This window comes from Polynucleobacter difficilis (assembly GCF_003065365.1).
Taxonomy (GTDB): domain Bacteria; phylum Pseudomonadota; class Gammaproteobacteria; order Burkholderiales; family Burkholderiaceae; genus Polynucleobacter; species Polynucleobacter difficilis.
On record NZ_CP023276.1, the window covers coordinates 829746 to 847612 of the forward strand.

19 protein-coding genes are annotated in these 17867 nt (G+C 51.6%); 12 read left to right on the plus strand and 7 right to left on the minus strand.

Going from position 1 to position 17867, the window contains the following annotated elements:
• The first annotated feature begins 13 nt into the window (after nucleotides 1-13).
• Genes odhB through bamC form a run of 8 tightly spaced genes read left to right on the plus strand, consistent with a single transcriptional unit; the run spans nucleotide 14 to nucleotide 8592 of the window.
• Nucleotides 14-1243 carry a 2-oxoglutarate dehydrogenase complex dihydrolipoyllysine-residue succinyltransferase gene (odhB, locus tag AOC34_RS04235; RefSeq protein WP_108468915.1) on the plus strand — a complete coding sequence of 410 codons (1230 nt, stop codon included), beginning with the start codon at nucleotides 14-16 and terminating at the stop codon, nucleotides 1241-1243.
• Nucleotides 1244-1254: 11 nt separating this feature from the next.
• Nucleotides 1255-2691: a dihydrolipoyl dehydrogenase gene (gene lpdA / locus AOC34_RS04240; RefSeq protein ID WP_108468916.1), complete on the plus strand. Its 1437-nt coding sequence runs from the start codon at nucleotides 1255-1257 to the stop codon at nucleotides 2689-2691.
• Nucleotide 2692: 1 nt separating this feature from the next.
• Nucleotides 2693-3796, plus strand: coding sequence for a cell division protein ZapE (gene zapE, locus AOC34_RS04245; protein WP_108468917.1), 1104 nt, complete (start codon nucleotides 2693-2695; stop codon nucleotides 3794-3796).
• 9 nt (nucleotides 3797-3805) lie between these two features.
• Nucleotides 3806-4654 (plus strand): 3',5'-nucleoside bisphosphate phosphatase, encoded by an 849-nt coding sequence (locus tag AOC34_RS04250; RefSeq protein ID WP_108468918.1) that lies wholly within the window; start codon nucleotides 3806-3808, stop codon nucleotides 4652-4654.
• Nucleotides 4655-4700: 46 nt separating this feature from the next.
• Nucleotides 4701-5903 carry a tryptophan--tRNA ligase gene (locus tag AOC34_RS04255; protein WP_108468919.1) on the plus strand — a complete coding sequence of 401 codons (1203 nt, stop codon included), beginning with the start codon at nucleotides 4701-4703 and terminating at the stop codon, nucleotides 5901-5903.
• Between the two features lie 5 nt (nucleotides 5904-5908).
• Nucleotides 5909-6514 (plus strand): class I SAM-dependent methyltransferase, encoded by a 606-nt coding sequence (locus AOC34_RS04260; RefSeq protein ID WP_234408152.1) that lies wholly within the window; start codon nucleotides 5909-5911, stop codon nucleotides 6512-6514.
• 39 nt (nucleotides 6515-6553) lie between these two features.
• On the plus strand, nucleotides 6554-7456 hold the full coding sequence (gene dapA / locus AOC34_RS04265; RefSeq protein WP_234408153.1) for a 4-hydroxy-tetrahydrodipicolinate synthase: 903 nt from the start codon (nucleotides 6554-6556) through the stop codon (nucleotides 7454-7456).
• On the plus strand, nucleotides 7453-8592 hold the full coding sequence (bamC, locus tag AOC34_RS04270; RefSeq protein ID WP_108468920.1) for an outer membrane protein assembly factor BamC: 1140 nt from the start codon (nucleotides 7453-7455) through the stop codon (nucleotides 8590-8592). The genes dapA and bamC overlap by 4 nt, the downstream gene beginning before the upstream one ends.
• Nucleotides 8593-8652: 60 nt before the next feature.
• Here the strand turns inward: bamC and AOC34_RS04275 are convergent, their stop codons facing one another.
• Nucleotides 8653-8862, minus strand: coding sequence for a hypothetical protein (locus AOC34_RS04275; RefSeq protein ID WP_108468921.1), 210 nt, complete (start codon nucleotides 8860-8862; stop codon nucleotides 8653-8655).
• A 93-nt stretch (nucleotides 8863-8955) separates the two neighbouring features.
• Complete coding sequence (locus AOC34_RS04280; protein ID WP_108468922.1) at nucleotides 8956-10230, minus strand: cupin domain-containing protein; 1275 nt, start codon at nucleotides 10228-10230, stop codon at nucleotides 8956-8958.
• A gap of 46 nt (nucleotides 10231-10276) precedes the next feature.
• Between AOC34_RS04280 and AOC34_RS04285 the strand changes: the two genes are divergently transcribed.
• A complete protein-coding gene (locus AOC34_RS04285) occupies nucleotides 10277-10903 on the plus strand; it encodes an FKBP-type peptidyl-prolyl cis-trans isomerase (protein ID WP_108468923.1) in 627 nt (208 codons plus the stop codon).
• A 7-nt stretch (nucleotides 10904-10910) separates the two neighbouring features.
• Here the strand turns inward: AOC34_RS04285 and cysE are convergent, their stop codons facing one another.
• Nucleotides 10911-11702 (minus strand): serine O-acetyltransferase, encoded by a 792-nt coding sequence (gene cysE, locus AOC34_RS04290; protein ID WP_108468924.1) that lies wholly within the window; start codon nucleotides 11700-11702, stop codon nucleotides 10911-10913.
• A gap of 23 nt (nucleotides 11703-11725) precedes the next feature.
• Nucleotides 11726-12508 (minus strand): RNA methyltransferase, encoded by a 783-nt coding sequence (locus AOC34_RS04295; protein WP_108468925.1) that lies wholly within the window; start codon nucleotides 12506-12508, stop codon nucleotides 11726-11728.
• 105 nt (nucleotides 12509-12613) lie between these two features.
• On the opposite strand from AOC34_RS04295, the gene AOC34_RS04300 reads away from it, so the two are divergent.
• On the plus strand, nucleotides 12614-13402 hold the full coding sequence (locus AOC34_RS04300) for an inositol monophosphatase family protein (RefSeq protein WP_108468926.1): 789 nt from the start codon (nucleotides 12614-12616) through the stop codon (nucleotides 13400-13402).
• 31 nt (nucleotides 13403-13433) lie between these two features.
• Here the strand turns inward: AOC34_RS04300 and AOC34_RS04305 are convergent, their stop codons facing one another.
• From AOC34_RS04305 to AOC34_RS04315, 3 genes are read right to left on the minus strand one after another with little or no spacing between them, the layout of a single operon-like run.
• Nucleotides 13434-14222, minus strand: coding sequence for a UDP-2,3-diacylglucosamine diphosphatase (locus tag AOC34_RS04305; protein ID WP_108468927.1), 789 nt, complete (start codon nucleotides 14220-14222; stop codon nucleotides 13434-13436).
• A 44-nt stretch (nucleotides 14223-14266) separates the two neighbouring features.
• The gene (locus tag AOC34_RS04310; RefSeq protein WP_108468928.1) at nucleotides 14267-14770 is read right to left on the minus strand and encodes a peptidylprolyl isomerase; all 504 of its coding nucleotides are present in this window, start codon (nucleotides 14768-14770) and stop codon (nucleotides 14267-14269) included.
• Nucleotides 14742-15587, minus strand: coding sequence for a tetratricopeptide repeat protein (locus tag AOC34_RS04315; RefSeq protein ID WP_108468929.1), 846 nt, complete (start codon nucleotides 15585-15587; stop codon nucleotides 14742-14744). Before AOC34_RS04315 ends, AOC34_RS04310 begins: the two co-directional genes overlap by 29 nt.
• A gap of 105 nt (nucleotides 15588-15692) precedes the next feature.
• On the opposite strand from AOC34_RS04315, the gene cysS reads away from it, so the two are divergent.
• Nucleotides 15693-17129 carry a cysteine--tRNA ligase gene (cysS, locus tag AOC34_RS04320; RefSeq protein WP_108468930.1) on the plus strand — a complete coding sequence of 479 codons (1437 nt, stop codon included), beginning with the start codon at nucleotides 15693-15695 and terminating at the stop codon, nucleotides 17127-17129.
• A complete protein-coding gene (locus tag AOC34_RS04325; protein ID WP_108468931.1) occupies nucleotides 17114-17863 on the plus strand; it encodes a DNA-3-methyladenine glycosylase family protein in 750 nt (249 codons plus the stop codon). Before cysS ends, AOC34_RS04325 begins: the two co-directional genes overlap by 16 nt.
• The last annotated feature ends 4 nt before the right edge of the window (nucleotides 17864-17867 follow it).

Sequence of the window (17867 nt, forward strand, 5' to 3'; positions counted from 1 at the left end):
ATTAGGAAGAATCATGGCTATTTTTGAAGTTAAAGTTCCCCAGTTATCTGAGTCGGTTGCCGAGGCAACCTTATTGCAGTGGAAGAAAAAAGTAGGGCAGGCCGTTGGTCAGGATGAAATCCTGATTGAGATTGAGACCGATAAAGTGGTATTAGAAGTGCCATCCCCATCGGCTGGCGTGCTGGTTGAGTTGGTGGTTGGCGACGGCGGTACTGTAGTTGCTGATCAAGTGATTGCGAAGATTGATAGCACAGCCACTGCTTCTGCTACCGCAGCCCCAGCGATAGCAGTCGCGCCGGTTGCTGCTGCAGCGAGCGTAGCGCCTGCCACGAAACCTGCTGCCGCTCCGATTGCGGGCGCTAGCGCTGCTCCTTCAGCCGCCAAAATGATGGCGGAAAATAATATGAGCGCAGCGCAAGTGGCCGGTACAGGACGCGATGGTCGCATTACGAAGGGCGATGTGATTGGTGCTGTTGCTGGTGGATCCAAGCCCGTTAAAGCAGCTTCACCTGCGTTGCCTGGAGTAGCCGTGCCGATGGGCGAGCGTCCTGAAGAGCGCGTGCCGATGAGTCGATTGCGCGCGCGGATTGCTGAGCGCCTACTCGAGTCCCAAGCAAACAACGCTATCTTGACGACCTTCAATGAGGTCAACATGGGTCCCGTGATTGCGATGCGTAATAAGTACAAGGACGTATTTGAAAAGACCCATGGCGTTAAGCTGGGCTTCATGTCCTTCTTTGTTAAAGCAGCAACCCATGCCCTAAAGAAATTCCCCTTGCTGAATGCATCGGTCGATGGCAATGACATTGTGTATCACGGCTACTTTGATATTGGTATTGCAGTTAGCTCGCCACGCGGTTTGGTAGTGCCGATTTTGCGTGATGTGGACCAAATGAACTTAGCGGATATCGAAAAGAAGATTGCGGAGTACGGCGCCAAAGCCCGGGACGGCAAGCTGTCGATTGAGGAGTTAACTGGTGGTACCTTCTCCATCTCCAACGGTGGTGTGTTTGGATCGATGCTGTCGACCCCAATTATTAATCCGCCGCAGTCAGCGATCTTGGGTATTCATGCAACCAAGGAGCGCGCCGTTGTGGAAGATGGGCAAATTGTGATTCGCCCCATTAATTACCTGGCCTTATCGTATGACCACCGCATCATTGATGGTCGCGAGGCGGTACTTGGTTTGGTTGCCATGAAGGAAGCATTAGAAGATCCTTCACGTCTCCTGCTTGATCTGTAAGGGGCAAACACATGAGTCAAGTATTTGATGTACTCGTTATCGGTGCGGGTCCTGGCGGTTATATTGCGGCGATTCGAGCTGCACAGCTGGGCTTTAAAGTAGCTTGTGCAGAATCGAATGCTTACGACGATCCCAAGGGTGAGCCACGCTTAGGTGGTACCTGTTTGAATGTGGGCTGCATTCCCTCAAAGGCCTTACTTGCCTCCTCAGAGGAGTTTGAAAAGGTCAGTCACCATGTTGCTGAGCATGGCATTACGGTGGGTTCGGTTAAGCTCGATTCCAATAAAATGTTGGCGCGTAAAGATGCGATTGTGACGAAGATGACTGCGGGCATTCAGTTTTTGTTTCGCAAGAATAAGATCACAACCCTCAAAGGCCACGCTTCGTTTGTTGGCAAAACAGCGGATGGCTATCAGATTCAGATCGACGGCAAAGATGCCGGTACGGTGACTGCAAAGAACGTGATCATTGCAACCGGATCAAAGGCGCGCCATTTGCCGAACATTCCGGTGGATAACGTGCTGGTTTGTGACAATATTGGCGGCCTCAAGTTTGATTCCATTCCCAAGCGTTTGGGCGTGATTGGTGCTGGCGTGATTGGATTGGAGCTTGGCTCGGTTTGGCGGCGGGTTGGCTCGGAGGTTACCGTTTTAGAGGGCCTGCCTACTTTCTTGGGTGCCTGCGATGAAGGCATTGCGAAAGAGGCCCATAAGATTTTTGTGAAGCAGGGCCTCAAGATCAATATGGGCGTCAAGATTGGTGAAGTCAAGGCTGATAAAAAAGGTGTTGTGGTGCAGTACCAAGATGCTGAAGGCAAAGCACAGAAGCTGGAGTGCGATCGTTTAATTGTTTCAGTAGGTCGCGTACCCAATACCGACAAACTCAATCTCGAGTCGATTGGCCTTAAAGTCGATGAGCGCGGTTTCATTCCGATCGATGACCATACCTGCGCCACGGCGGCCCCTGGGGTCTATGCAGTGGGTGACGTGGTACGAGGTCCGATGCTGGCCCACAAGGCTGAAGATGAAGGTGTTCTGGTTGCTGAAATCATCGCAGGTCAAAAACCCCACATCGATTACAACTGCATTCCGTGGGTGATTTATACCGACCCTGAAATTGCTTGGGTAGGAAAAACTGAGCAGCAATTGAAGGCTGCTGGCATTGCCTATAAGGCAGGTCAGTTCCCATTTGCTGCAAATGGACGTGCCCTTGGCATGGCGCGCGCCGATGGATTTGTGAAGTTCTTAGCGGACGCAAAGACCGATGAAATCCTCGGCGTACATATTATTGGGCCAAATGCGTCAGACCTCATTGCGGAAGCTGCGGTTGCGATGGAGTTTAAGGCGGCTGCAGAAGACATTGCACGGATTTGCCATCCGCACCCCAGCCTGTCGGAGGTAATGCGTGAAGCGGCATTAGCAACGGATCAACGCGCATTAAATATGTAAGTTGAGTACACTCGCGTTTTACCGAAAAGAGCTGGAGGCGCGCGGGTTTCATTCGGATCCCGCGCAGGAGCGCGCAGTTGAGCGTCTGCAGCGCTGCGAGGATGAGTGGGTTGCATACAAGGATGTTCGCAGTAATGCGCTCACCAAAAAATTATTCCACCCAGCACTCCCTAGGGGAGTCTACCTCTGGGGTGGGGTAGGCCGCGGCAAATCCTTTTTGATGGATTGCTTTTATGCTGCATCACCGCTTGAAAAAAAGATTCGCATTCATTTTCATGAGTTCATGCGCGAGGTGCATCGGGAGTTGCACGAGCTATCCGGCATGTCTGATCCTCTGGATGAGCTTTCTAAGCGCATTGCCCAGCGCTACCGTTTAATTTGCTTTGATGAGTTTCACATTAACGATATTGCGGATGCCATGATTCTGTATCGGTTACTCAGCGCGCTTTTTGATGATCGGGTGCAGTTCATCATGACCTCGAATTACAAGCCGGATCAGCTTTATCCAAATGGCTTGCACCGGGATCGCTTATTGCCCGCGATTGCCTTGCTGGAGAGCAAATTGGATGTGCTCAATGTGGATGCAGGCACCGACTATCGCCAAATGCAGATGGCGCAAGTGCAAGCCTACTTCCAGCCATTAACATCGGTGAACGATGTGCTGATGATGCAAACCTTTCGCTCGATCTTAGGTAAAGAGCCTGAAGAAAAGAATCCCGTCTTACGGATTGAGTCCCGTGAAATCAGGCCGATGCACCGCGCTGCTGGTGTGGTGTGGTTTGATTTCAAAACCCTGTGCATGGGGCCGCGCTCTCAGAACGATTATTTAGAGATCGCCAATCTCTTTCATACTGTCTTTTTATCTGGAGTGCCGTATATGCCGCCCCGCATGACCAATGAAGCGCGGCGCTTTATTTGGCTGATTGATGTCTTGTATGACCATAAAATCAAACTGATTATGAGCGCTGAATTGCCGGCCGATCAGCTTTATACCGAAGGGCAAATTGTGGGTGAGTTTGCCCGAACCGTGTCCCGGCTGGTTGAAATGCAGTCCCGCGACTATTTAGATGCCCCACGCCGTGTGGTTCATGCCGGCTTGACCTAAAATAGGGGGATGACGACCCCTTTTATTCTGAATGCTGATTTGCACTGCCATTCCGTGGTTTCGGATGGCACACTGTCGCCAGAGACCTTGGCTCTACGCGCATTTGAAAATGGGGTTCATTTGTGGGCTCTAACCGACCATGATGAGCTCGGCGGTCAGGAACGCGCCCAGCGCGCAGCGCGCGATTTAGGAATGGATTACCTTTCTGGCGTTGAGATTTCGGTCACCTGGATGGGCCACACCATTCACATTGTTGGCCTCGGTATTGATGCTGCACATATGGGTATTTTGGAAGGTCTGCGCCGCACTCGCGATGGTCGGCAGAATCGCGCCAAAATGATGGCCGAACAATTGGCTAAAGTCGGCATTGCGGGCAGCTATGAGGGCGCGCTTCTGTATGCCGGTAACCCCGAACTGATCTCGCGTACCCACTTTGCGCGTTTTTTGGTGGAGCAGGGCGTTTGCCGCGATACCGATCAGGTATTTAAGAATTATTTGGTTGAGCACAAACCGGGATATGTGCCGCATCAATGGGCCAGCTTAGATGACGCAGTAGCGTGGATTAAAGCGGCAGGCGGTGTCGCCGTGATTGCGCATCCGGGGCGTTATAAATTAACTGCTATGCAGCTCGATGAACTCTTCAAACACTTCAAAGAGTTGGGCGGCCTTGCCATTGAGGTGGTGACTGGTAGCCACAGTCCCGCACAGTATCAAATTTATTCTAAGGCTGCCGAGCACTATGGTTTCATGGCTTCGCGAGGCTCTGATTTTCATGATCCACAGGAAAGTTATATTGACCTCGGTAAATTGCCGCATCTGCCAGAGCACTTAACACCAGTGTGGTCGGTGTTCCATTAGACTCTGTATTGCTTTTTACTAAAATGCCGAAGAAGGCCACTTAATTATGTTTGCTCAGCGCGTACTTTCTGGAATGAGGCCAACGGGTCATTTGCACTTAGGTCATTACCATGGAGTTTTAAAAAACTGGGTGCAGTTGCAGTCCCAGTACCCCTGTTTTTTCTTTGTGGCCGATTGGCACGCACTCACCACCCATTACGAAACTCCGGATGTCATCGAGGCATCGGTGTGGGAGATGGTAATTGACTGGCTGGCTGCTGGCGTCGATCCAAAGCAAGCAACCTTGTTTATCCAGAGTCGCGTGCCCGAGCATGCTGAACTCTTTTTGTTGTTATCCATGGGAACACCGCTGGGATGGTTGGAGCGTGTTCCCACTTATAAAGACCAGATTGAAAAGCTGAAGGAAAAGGATTTACAGACCTATGGTTTTTTAGGTTACCCCTTGCTGCAATCGGCGGATATTTTGATTTACCGCGCACAGCACGTTCCCGTTGGCGAGGATCAAGTGCCGCACGTAGAGATGACTCGGGAAGTGGCCCGCCGTTTTAATAACTTGTACGGTCGTGAACCTGGCTTTGAAGTCAAAGCCCAAGAGTCCATCAAGAAACTCGGCAGCAAAGCTGCCAAGCTCTATACCGAGTGCCGCGTGGCGTATCAGGAGCGCGGCGAGGTCGATGCACTAGAGCGAGCTAAGGAACTGCTGGAGCAGGCCCAAAGTATTTCTAATGCTGACCGGGAGCGGCTCTTTGGCTACCTCGAGGGATCTCGCAAGGTGATTCTGCCGGAGCCACAGGCCTTACTTACGGCTGCGTCGCGTATGCCAGGGTTGGATGGGCAAAAGATGTCCAAGTCCTATGGCAATACCATCGGCATTCGGGAAGAGCCTGCTGTAGTTGAGCGCTCGATTAAAACCATGCCAACCGATCCAGCGCGCATCCGCAGAACCGATGTGGGCGATCCAGCACGCTGCCCCCTATGGCAGCTGCATTTGGTGTATTCGGATAAAGCAACGCAAGAATGGGCTGAAAAAGGGTGCAAATCAGCGGGTATTGGCTGCTTAGAGTGCAAGCAGCCCGTCATCGATAGTATCTTGCGTGAGCAGCAGCCGATGTTTGAGCGGGCGCAACAATATTTAGATGACCCGAGCTTGCTGCGGGCGATTATTGCTGATGGCAACGACAAGGCCCGCGCTGTTGCACAGGAAACTATGCGGGATGTTCGCGAGGCCATGGGCCTTGCCTATACCTAAGCTACGTGACCGCCTCTACATCGGTAGGCACTGTGCCAACACACGCGAGCATTGCCAATCCATCGGCGTGGGTAGCGCGCTTTTCCAATTTGATTACCCCTGGCGGAAGGGTGCTGGATTTGGCTGCGGGCTCAGGACGCCATAGCCTGTATCTGGCTAATCTAGGATTTTCGGTATTGGCAGTGGATCGGGATGCAGTAGCGCTAGACGCTCTTGCGCAATTAAATCCAAGCCTCGCTATCGATATTGAGCAGTTAGACCTAGAGGGGCCCACATGGCCCTTGGCCGATAGATCAGGGCTTTTTGATGCCGTGGTCGTGACCAACTACCTCTATCGTCCCTATTTGGAGTTACTGCCCGATCTACTGGCTGAGGGCGGGGTGCTTATTTATGAGACCTTTGCGCATGGCAATGCTGCTTTTGGCAAGCCCAGTAACCCGGATTTCCTACTGCAGACGGGGGAATTGCTGGATTTTGCAGCGCGCCATGGCCTTCATGTTCTTGCGTACAGTGATTTATATCAAGCCCAGCCCAAGCCGGCTATGGTGCAGGCGCTATGCGCCGTAAAGGGGGTGCTAAAAGAGCGCCATCCGTTACAATTTCAGGGATGACTACAGTGCAATCCCAAGCCCATTCTGCGAGGTTCTCCAATGCCTAAATCGAAGCCGATGCATGGCAGCATGGTGGCTATTGTCACTCCCATGTTGGAGGATGGAAGCCTCGATTACCCCGCCTTAAAAAACTTACTCGACTGGCACGTTGCCGAAGGAACAGATGGCATCGTTATTGTCGGTACTAGCGGTGAGTCACCCACGGTTTCGGTTGAAGAGCACTGTGAGTTGATTCGAGTCACAGTCGATCACATTCATGGCCGCATTCCGGTAATTGCTGGAACAGGGGGTAACTCCACCCGTGAGGCAATCGAGCTCACTGAGTTTGCTAAAAAAGTCGGAGCCGATGCCAGTCTTCAAGTCGTTCCGTATTACAACAAGCCAACGCAAGAAGGCATGTACCAGCACTTCAAAACGATTGCTGAAAAAGTCGATTTACCCGTTATCTTGTATAACGTACCTGGCCGCACGGTAGCAGATTTGGCTGGTGAGACTACTGTGCGCTTGGCCGGAGTCCCGGGCATTATCGGCATCAAAGATGCCACCGGTAATTTGGAGCGCGGCAGTGTACTGCTTGCCGAATTAAAAGCGGCAGGCCATGCTGATTTTGCAGTGCTGTCTGGCGATGATTTGAGCGCCATATTACTCATGTTCATGGGCGGCAAAGGAAATATTTCGGTTACTGCCAACGTGGCCCCGCGTTTAATGCATGAGCTCTGTGCTGCGGCAATGGCCGACGATGTTGCAAAGGCGAGAGCAATTCAATATCAGTTACTCGGGGTACATAAAGCCATGTTTACCGAGGCCAACCCGATCCCAGTGAAATGGGCGCTGCATCAAATGGGCAAGATTACATCAGGCATCCGCTTGCCATTAACCCCACTCAGTCCCGCATTGCGCGATCCGCTTAAAAAAGCACTCATACACGCTGGACTATTATGAAAAACACATTTCTGATTACTCGCCGTACTTTAATTGCTGCAAGCATTACCAGTCTGCTTGCTTGCACCTCAGTGACTACAAACGATACCGTTGACTATAAAGCCGCTGGCGCAGTGCGCGGGCCGAACTTAACCCTGCCGCCGGATCTGATTACGGCTCAAGCCGATCGCCGTTATATTGTGCAAGATGGCACCGCAACCATGTCGGAGTTCAATGCGGCATCCAAAAAAATTAGCCAGACGCGTCAAAATGTACTCACCGGAATTCCAGGCATGCGAATTGCGCGGGATGGTGAAAAGCGCTGGCTGGTTGTTGAGCGACCAGCACCTGAGCTGTACCCCCTCATCAAGGATTTTTGGCAAGAGAATGGCTTCCTCCTGGTGGTTGACTCACCTTCCACCGGCATTATGGAAACCGATTGGGCGGAAAATCGCTCCAAAATTCCGCAAGATTTTATTCGCAGAACTTTAGGTAAAGCATTGGATTCACTTTACGATACAGGTGAGCGCGATAAGTACAAAACCCGCCTCGAAGTGCCAAGACCTGGCGAGACCGAGATTTACATCACGCAACGCGGCGCACTCGAGAGGTGTGTAAGAGATTCATCAAGCGACTGTATTTCCACGGTATGGACACCACGTCCCAATGACCCACAGCTCGAGGCTGTCTTTCTGGCTCGCTTAATGGAGCGCTTGGGTGTGTCACAGGAATCGGCTCGAGCTCAAGTTGCAGCTGCTTCCGTTGCTCAAACCAAGACTCCCAAAGCAAAGTTTGTTCAAGAGGGTAATAACACAGGCCGCATTGATATGAGCTCGAGTTTCGATCGTGCCTGGCGTGATGTTGGTCTCGCCTTAGACCGCTCCAACTTCACCGTAGAAGATCGTGATCGCTCTAAGGGGATTTATTTTGTTCGCTACGTCAATCCCAAAGAAGTAGGCGAATCAAAAGGATTCTTTTCAAAACTGTTTAGCAGTAGCGATGACTCTAGCCTAAAAGCAAAGCGTTACCGGGTGGTTCTAAAGTCTAGTGGCGATAACTTGACGCAAGTTTATGTGGAGGACGATGCCGGCAAACCGGAAAATACCCCGGCTGGCTATCGCCTGCTCACTTTGCTGGACGAGCAACTGATTAAGTAATTTGCAATGGGGACATAAAAAAAGCCGCTTTGCAGCGGCTTTTTTGTTTTCAGCGGGTAATTACTTGCCTGCTGGTGCTGGAGCTGCAGCAGGAGCGGCGCCAGTAGCAGGGGCAGCTGGAGCTGCTGCAGGAGCTGCATCAGCAGGAGCGGCTGCGGGTGCTGGAGCAGCAGCAGGTGCTGGTGCTGGTTTAGCTTCTTCTTTTTTGCCACAGGCAGCTAAAGTAACTGCGAAAAGGGCTGCGAGTACGAGGGAGAGCGATTTTTTCATTTGATTGATCCTTAAATAATGAATGACTGGTGGCGTTAGCCTGAATACAACTCGAAAAGAGTGCGGGTTTCCCCGCACAATATTCACCTTTTATTATAGCGATTCTTCGTTTTTTCCTGCTATTAATAGCCATCCCGAGCAGTAGGCATCGTAAAGAGAGTTGTTACCAGCAGCAATATCTCCTAAGTAGGCGCTATTTTCCTCGCCCAGTGGCGGCAAGGAATGCCGTTCCGAAAGCACATTCCAGCAGAGTTTCACGGCCAGAGATTCGCCTTCCGTTTGATTTTCGCCATTGCAGAAGATGGCGTTATTCAGGCGCATGAGTCGTGTTTGCGGGTTCAGGTGCAGCGGGTTTCGCTTGAGGTATTGGGCAAATGCTTTGGCGGATAGTGTTTGATCCGGGCTGCTAAAAAAGGCATGCGGTTTAGGTTCGCTTAAGTACGATGCAATCCCTGGCAGCATGGTATCGATGGAGTCAAGCTTTAGGCCCTTCACGTGCGTACGTAGCTGGTTAACCAACTCTGAGGGTAGGGTGTCTGGCTGATCGGTTGCGGCTTGCCGAGGATCTTGGTAGCGTTGATCCAATGCCGGTAACGCCTCCAATGATTCTGCTAAACGCCACAAACCCTCTTGAAGTAGTTCCCGATAAGAGGCTGCCCGAAAGCCGACCGACCAAGTCTGGCAACCTGCATCAAGAGATACGCCTTCGTGTGCCACATGCGGTGGCAAATAGAGCATGTCACCAGGCTCTAAAACCCAGTCCTCGGTTGGTTCAAACTGCGCCAAAATCTTGAGCGGTAAATTGGGCTTTAGGCTTAAGTCAGTCTGCGTCGATATTTTCCAATGACGACGACCTGACATCTGAATCAAAAACACATCGTAGGAGTCGACATGCGGACCAACGCCACCCCCGGGTCCGGCTAGGCTAATCATGAGGTCATCAAGACGAACATCCGGAATAAATCGAAACCAAGACAAAACAGTTTTAGCAGCGGGGTGGAGGGTATCTGCACCTTGCAGTAAAAGCGTCCAATTGGCTTTGCTGATCGCTGGAATCGATTTACGGGAGAAGGGGCCGCTGGCCATTTTCCAGGGCTTGCTTTGAATCAATCGACATTCGCTATCAGGCTGACTTGCCAGCATGACTAAATCCGCTGCAGAAATCGGGCTATCAAGTGGTTCGCCTGCAGCCTTAGCAAGCTCAAATGCTGGAATGGCGCCGCGCACCAATAAAGGCTTTTTATGCCAGTACTGCTGCATGAATTGCTGAGGACTAATCCCGCCCAATAGGGCCCAAGGAGCCTTTATGGGCAGGGGATAAGGGGGTGTTGGCGGCTGGTAAGGCGTGCTCAAGTAAAATGATTTCATCTGCAGTTCACAATTAATCTGACCATAGGCTTTTCAACCAACGCGCATGAAGATCGAAAAAAATACCGTCGTGTCGCTTCGCTATAAGTTAACCGATGCGCAAAACAACCTCATCGAAGAGCCTGATTCCCCGATGGTATACCTCCACGGTGGTTATGACGGTACTTTTCCAAAAATAGAGGCGCTATTGGATGGCCATGAACTGGGGTTTGAAACCACAGTGCAGCTTGAGCCTGGTGATGCGTTCGGGGAATACGACCCCGAATTATTGAAAATTGAGCCCCGTGCGCGTTTTCCGGAGCCAATTGAAATTGGTATGCAATTTGAAGGTATCCCCGAGGCCTTGGATGAGCAAGGCGAAATCATCGCCAGTGAGGATGACTCGGAGGACGACGATGATTTGCAGCCTTTAATCTATACCGTCACCGACGTTGCTGACAGCCAGGTTGTGCTCGATGGCAATCACCCCCTTGCCGGCATGGCCCTGCGTTTTACCTTGCTCGTAACGGACATTCGCTCTGCTACCGAAGAAGAGATTCAGAATCGCCATCCAGAGGGCGTTGATGCTATTACCTTTGGTATGCCAAGCGACGATGAGGACGATGTGGACTTAGATCAGTTAATTGATGCGGCCGCAGGCACGGGAAAAAACAATCCACGTACCTTGCATTAAGAGGGCGCTACTCTTTTAGCCACTGCTTAATGGTATCGAGGTCGTGTTTGGTTTCTTGACCGGCATTTGACTTCGATGCTTCACCAGTGTCGAGGGTTGGAGCGCCGCTGAGTTTGGCTAATTGAGTCTCGAGTATCTTGATTTTCGCTTCTTGTTCTAGCGTTGCATCAATCAACCCTTTCAGTGCCATCGATACCGGATCATCGACATTGGGAGTAATGCCATAGGCCGAAAAGTAGGCCTTTTTGTCATTGACATCGTTGCCATTTTCGCCAGAAGGTAAGTCGGGATGCAAAATACGCGCAGGCACGCCAACTGCAGTAGCGCCTGCAGGGATTTCTTTTAGTACAACGGCATTGGATCCAACGCGAGCGCCATCGCCCACCGTAAAGCCGCCGAGCACTTTAGCGCCCGCACTAATCACCACACCTTTACCCAGCGTTGGATGACGCTTAACACCTTTGTAGAGCGAAGTTCCGCCTAGGGTGACGCCTTGGTAAATGGTGCAGTCATCACCAATCTCAGTAGTCTCGCCAATCACAATCCCGAGACCGTGGTCTAAAAAAACACGCCGACCAATTTTTGCCCCCGGATGTATTTCAATGCCAGTTAAGAGCCGAGCGAGCATGGACCAAAAACGGGCAACCCACTGTAAGCCACTATTCCATAAAAAGTGGGCAACGCGGTGCAGCCAAACGGCATGCAAACCGGGGTAGCAGGTAATGACCTCCCAGCGGTGTCGTGCCGCAGGATCTCGGGCAATAATGGAATCAACTTCGTCAAAAAGGGCGTTCAGCATGTTTGCAGTTTAAAGCGAACCGCCTATTTTCTCAGGAGCATCTGTTTTGCAATGCCCCGCAGCAAGTCAATTTCCTCGGTTTGCAGCTCAGCTCGGGCAAAAAGGGCTGCAAGTCTAGCCATGAGTTTCTTGGGATTTTCGGGGTTCAGGTACCCAATCGACTCCAGTCCTAAACGCAAATGCTCCAGCATTGCGGCAACGGCAGCGGGATCGGCTCGGTCTTCAGAGCCCACCCTCTGGGCTAAATCAGCGCCAGCAGTGCCGAGCGCCTGAATGAGGCCCTCGCGTAGGCTATAGGCGCAGACCATGACCGCTTGGGCTAAATTCAGGGAGGGGTAAGCAGGATTGGCCTCAAGCCACACACGGTGACTGCACAGGGCCAAATGGGCATTATCAAGGCCGGTGCGCTCGGGTCCAAACATCAATGCAACTCGCTTTCCTTGGCTTAATTGAGTAACAATGCGCTCACGTGCTTCTAGCCAATCCAGTCCAGGCGGCCCAAACTCACGATCGCGGCTGGTTAATCCCAGTACCAAGGTACAGCCGGCTACAGCAGCATTTAGGTCAGCCTCTACTGAGCTTGCATTCAATACATCCATGGCGCCACTGGCCAAGGCTACCGCCTCGGGTTCCTGTGCTAACCCTGGCGTCTTAGGGTTGACCAAACACAGGTCATGAAAGCCCATGGTCTTTAATGCCCGCGCGGTTGAACCCACATTGCCGGGGTGGCTCGTCTCAACCAAGATCGTCCGAAGCTGGGCAAATGCATCCGCTGCGTACTGATTGCGGGGTAGTTCCGGGGACATAGGGTCCTTATTTTTCATGGGATGGCTATCTGATCGTTTAGAATCAAGCTGTTAGCTCGCTATTGGCTTTGGGCTTGTTCTTATTTAATTTGTTCACCACTATATATGCACCCCATGTTAAATGTGGCCATCAAGGCTGCCCGTCGTGCCGGAAACGTGATAAATCGCGCCTCTCTGAATTTAGAGCGGCTGCAGGTTGACCGTAAGCAGCACAATGATTTTGTAACGGAGGTCGATAAAGCGGCTGAGGAAGCCATTATTGAAATCCTCAGCGACGCCTATCCAACCCATGGTTTTTTAGCAGAAGAAACTGGTGAACATAATCCTGGAGCAGAGTCTGTTTGGATCATTGATCCACTGGACGGCACCACCAACTTCATCCATGGTTTTCCGCAATACGCGGTATCGATTGCCCTCTCGGTTGCCGGTGTAACCCAGCAGGCAGTAGTCTATGATCCGAATCGCGACGAGCTGTTTACGGCCACCCGCGGCAGCGGCACTTACTTGGATCGTCGGCGCTTACGCGTAGCAGGCCAAGCCCGCTTAAGTAATTGCTTGCTGGGCACGGGCTTCCCATATCGCGAAGACCAAGACCTCCAAACCTACTTAAAGATGTTTGCTGACATGACGGCGCAGTGCGCTGGATTGCGTCGCCCTGGTGCCGCTTCGCTCGATTTGGCTTATGTAGCAGCGGGGCGTTACGATGGTTTTTTTGAGAGCGGACTAAAGCCATGGGATATGGCGGCAGGTGCCTTACTGATTACCGAAGCCGGCGGTTTGGTTGGCACTTACCGTGGCGAAGAAAACTACCTCGATAGCGGCGAAATTATGGCAGGCAATCCCCGCATCTTTGCTCAGTTGGCACAACAATTGGCAAAGTACAGTAAAGCCTAAATCTCAATTCAGCAATGCAGCGCAGACGGATTTAGTTTTTAACTAAATCCAAGTAACGCACTCCGTGCTGATCAATGCGCAAGGCGCTGGCTTTGGGCAAGTACGTTTCAGGATGGTCTAAATCCCAGTCGGACAGAACCCAGCGTTGCCACTCTATGCCCTCAAGGCTCTCGTGATGGCGGGCGGGCAAGTGGGTATGACCGTGAATCAGTTTATGGCTTGATTGTGATCGCATCAATGCGGCGCATGCCTCTACCGTGACATTGCCTTTTGGGTTGTCGCCATCGAGACTAAGGCGCGTATCACGGCGATATTGAGCTTTGCTATTTTTTCGTAGGCGATCGGCAATCGCATGACGCCAAGACAGTGGCAGGCGGAGAAACCATTTTTGAATCGATGGCTTGCGTGTCCAGTTACGGTACAACTGGTAACCGCTATCAGCAGTGCATAAACTATCGCCATGGCTCAAAGTGTATTCATCGCCGGCTATCTGAACGGTGCATGGGTCAGGCAATAAAGTCATGCCCGTTTTTCTCAAAAATGCATTGCCAACCAAAAAATCCCGATTGCCATGCATGTAATACGTCTTTACACGACTAGGTAGGGCTACTAAGGCATTCTTGACTTCGCTGTGGAAGGGCGATTGCGCATTGGCATCATCGCCCACCCAATACTCAAATAAATCACCCAAGATAAAAACCGCCTCGACTTCGCGCGCTTCTTTTTCGCAGAAGTCAAAAAAGCGTTGCGCCGTCAAGGGCATTGACGGCGTCAGGTGCAAATCCGAAATCAGAAAGGCGCTAGCGTGACTGAACTGCATCAGACGGTTATGCCCAGAGCCGATCGATCGAAGGTGTGCTGGAATTATTCAGCAAGAACGGTTGCTTTCTCAATCACCACATCTTCGGTTGGTACGTCTTGATGAAATCCTGAGCTGCCGGTTTTCACTTTACGAATGGCGTTGACTACATCCATACCATCGCTAACCGCTCCAAATACAGCATAACCCCAGCCCTGTGCCGTTGGCGAAGTGTGGTTTAAAAAGTCATTGTCATTCACGTTAATGAAAAACTGGGAGCTTGCTGAATGCGGTTCGCTGGTGCGAGCCATCGCAATTGAGCCGTTCACATTTTTGAGGCCATTATTGGCTTCATTTTCAATCTCGGCTTGGGTGGGCTTTTGTTTCATGCCCGGCGCCATGCCGCCACCCTGAATCATGAAGTTATCAATGACGCGGTGAAAGATGGTGCCATCGTAGTGACCGCTATTAACGTAGGCTAAAAAGTTAGCGACGGTCTTGGGGGCTTTTTCAGCATCCAGTGTGAGGGTGATGTCGCCTTTATTGGTTTTGAGGAGTACTTGTGCCATTGCTGGGTTTACTTTCTTGAGGGTTGGTAATGGGTTTGGATGTGCTAGGCGGATTGTTACTGGCCTGAGGCGTCTTCAAAATACCAAGCAGAGCCGTAGCGCGACGTTGGTATTCGCGCTGATTGTTGCGTTGTTTAGCGGCATCAATATACGATTTCGCAGCAAGGCGGGTATAGACTTCGCCCAAATTAGCAGACGCAATTGCGTAGCTTGGTTTGAGTTTCAGGGCGAGCTCCAAATAGTCTCGCGCTTCTATCCATTGGCCTTGATTCGCAGCCAGTGCAGCTAAGTTGTTGTAAGGCTCGGCCAACTCCGGGAACTGCTGGGTGATTTCAATCAAGGTTTTCTGTGCTGCTGCATATTGCTTTAACTCGATCTGCAGTCGAGCCAATACAAAACGCAATTGCACATTGCGGGGATTTTTAATGAGGAGTTCATTAATACGCTTGATTGCTTCAGAATATTTTTGGGCTTTGACCAGTTTTTCAATTTCAGTAGGAATGCCATTGCGCACAACTGGATCGGGTTCAATGATCAAAAACGATAAGAAGGGCAGAGCAACGGTTTCAGAGAGTTCGGGGGGTAGGGGGTCGAATCCCGCATTGGTGGAAAGCCTGGGAGGCTCATTGGGTCCAAAACCCCCTAAAAATGGAGCGATCACGGTGCTGGGCTGATCTTGGACTGGTGCTGGATTACCAAAGGCCTGCGCGTTAACCTGGCTAGGCAGCATTAATGCAATCAGCAGCAATCCCAAGCCGATGCCCAACGCAGATGCATTCGCTTGCGGGGGTGTCTGCAATGGCGGGCTTGAGGTCATGGTGGCAGGGCTTAAAGGGGTAAAGAGGGGACGTATTCGATATACTCAGCGCTCAGTCTAACAAATCACGCTTGTTTTATCCGACTTGCCCCTTCTTTAGCGCCTATGCTGCAAATTTATAACACCCTCAATCGCTCCAAACAGGTCTTTACCCCCTTGGTTTCAGGTCAGGTCAAGATGTACGTCTGCGGTATGACGGTATACGATTTTTGCCATATTGGCCATGCCCGCGTGATGATTGTCTTTGACATGGTGGCGCGGTGGTTGCGTGCCAGCGGGTACGAGGTCATTTATGTCCGCAATATCACGGACATCGACGACAAGATTATTCAGCGCGCAATTGAGAATGGCGAGCCGATTGCGGCCCTAACGCAGCGCTTTATTGATGCCATGCATGCCGATTCGGATGCCCTCGGTTTGATGCGGCCCGATCAAGAGCCACGAGCGACTGCCTATATTGAACAAATGCAGGGGATGATTGGTCGTTTGATGGAGCAAGAGATCGCCTACCAAGCAGACGATGGCGATGTGAACTACGCGGTTCGCCGCTTTCTAGGCTACGGCCGTTTATCTGGAAAATCGCTTGATGATCTCAATGCGGGCGAGCGCGTTGCAGTCGGCAGCGGTAAACGCGATCCACTTGATTTTGTTTTATGGAAAAGTGCGAAAGAAGATGAGCCTAGTGACACGCGCTGGCAATCCCCTTGGGGCGAAGGTAGACCAGGCTGGCACATTGAGTGCTCGGCGATGTCATGCGCACTGTTAGGGCAGCACTTTGACATTCATGGTGGCGGCGCCGATTTGCAATTCCCACACCATGAGAATGAGATAGCCCAAACCGAAGGGGCGCTCTACGGCCAAGACCGGAGTGACAGCGACACGCCTTGGGTAAATTACTGGATGCACAACGGGCACATTCGGGTGAATCAAGAAAAGATGTCTAAGTCGCTGGGCAATTTCTTTTTGATTCGTGATGTACTACAGCAATATGACCCTGAAGTGATTCGCTTCTTTATGCTGCGTGCGCATTACCGTAGCCCGATCAATTACAGCGATGTTCAGCTCGATGAATCCCGCTCCGGACTCGCTCGTCTTTACACCGCCTTAGCCCAAGCAAACGGCATGGCTGCGCCAGCAAAGCAGGATGCTTCGTTCGCTGCGCCATGGGTCCAGCGTTTTAACGCGGCGATGGACGATGACTTCAATACGCCCGATGCGATTGCGGTTTTGTTTGATCTTGCCAGTGAACTCAATCGAAAGCATGCAGCGGGTGAGTTTGATGCGGTTCATGCGCTTACCCAAGCATTGCAGAGCCTGGCTAGTGTTTTAGGATTTTTAGAGCGCGATCCATCCGCTTTTCTGCAAGGCGGTAATGCGGGTGAATTGGATGCAACTGCCATCGAGGAATACATTGCCGCGCGCGCTGCAGCAAAGCAAGCGAAAGCATTTGAAAAAGCAGATGCAATCCGAGCTGATTTACTCAAGCAAGGCGTTGTCTTGGAAGATAAGCCAGGAGGGATCACCGAATGGCGACGAGCGTAAAGAAGCCAGCAGCAAAAAAATCCCCTGTGCGCAAAGCCGCAGCATCTAAAGCCGCTGGCAAGGCGGCGGAACGTGTGCTGCCACCCAACCAAGGCGAACCCAGCTTAAGCGTGATGGCGCCGGATTATTGGGACCAAGCTTGCCAAGAGCTCATGAAAAATGACCGCATTCTGAAAAAGCTCATTCCAAAGTATGGGACGGGCTTTTTGGTTACGCGCGGAGATCCATTCACTACCTTGGCAAGGGCGATTGTCGGTCAGCAAATCTCGGTATCGGCTGCGCAAGCAGTGTGGGATCGTATGGTGATTGCCGTTGGCAAAAAAGTGACCCCTGCCCGTATTTTGGCCGCAACGCCAGAAACACTTCGGGCTGCGGGGCTTTCCGGTCGCAAGGTGGAGTACATTCGCGATTTGGCCGATCACTTTGCTTCGGGGCGACTGCATGCCAACCAATGGCGTGATATGGACGACGAAAGCGTGATCCGGGAGCTGAGCACCATTCGGGGCATTGGTCGCTGGACCGCAGAAATGTTCTTAATATTCAATATGATCCGGCCAGATATCCTGCCTTTGGACGATATTGGCCTGATTAAGGCCATTTCCCTCAATTATTTCAGTGGTGAGCCGGTTAGTCGCCATGAGGCTAGGGAGGTTGCTGCCAATTGGGCCCCGTGGAGGACGGTTGCAACCTGGTATATGTGGCGAAGTATCGACCCCATTCCCGTGGAATACTAAAATC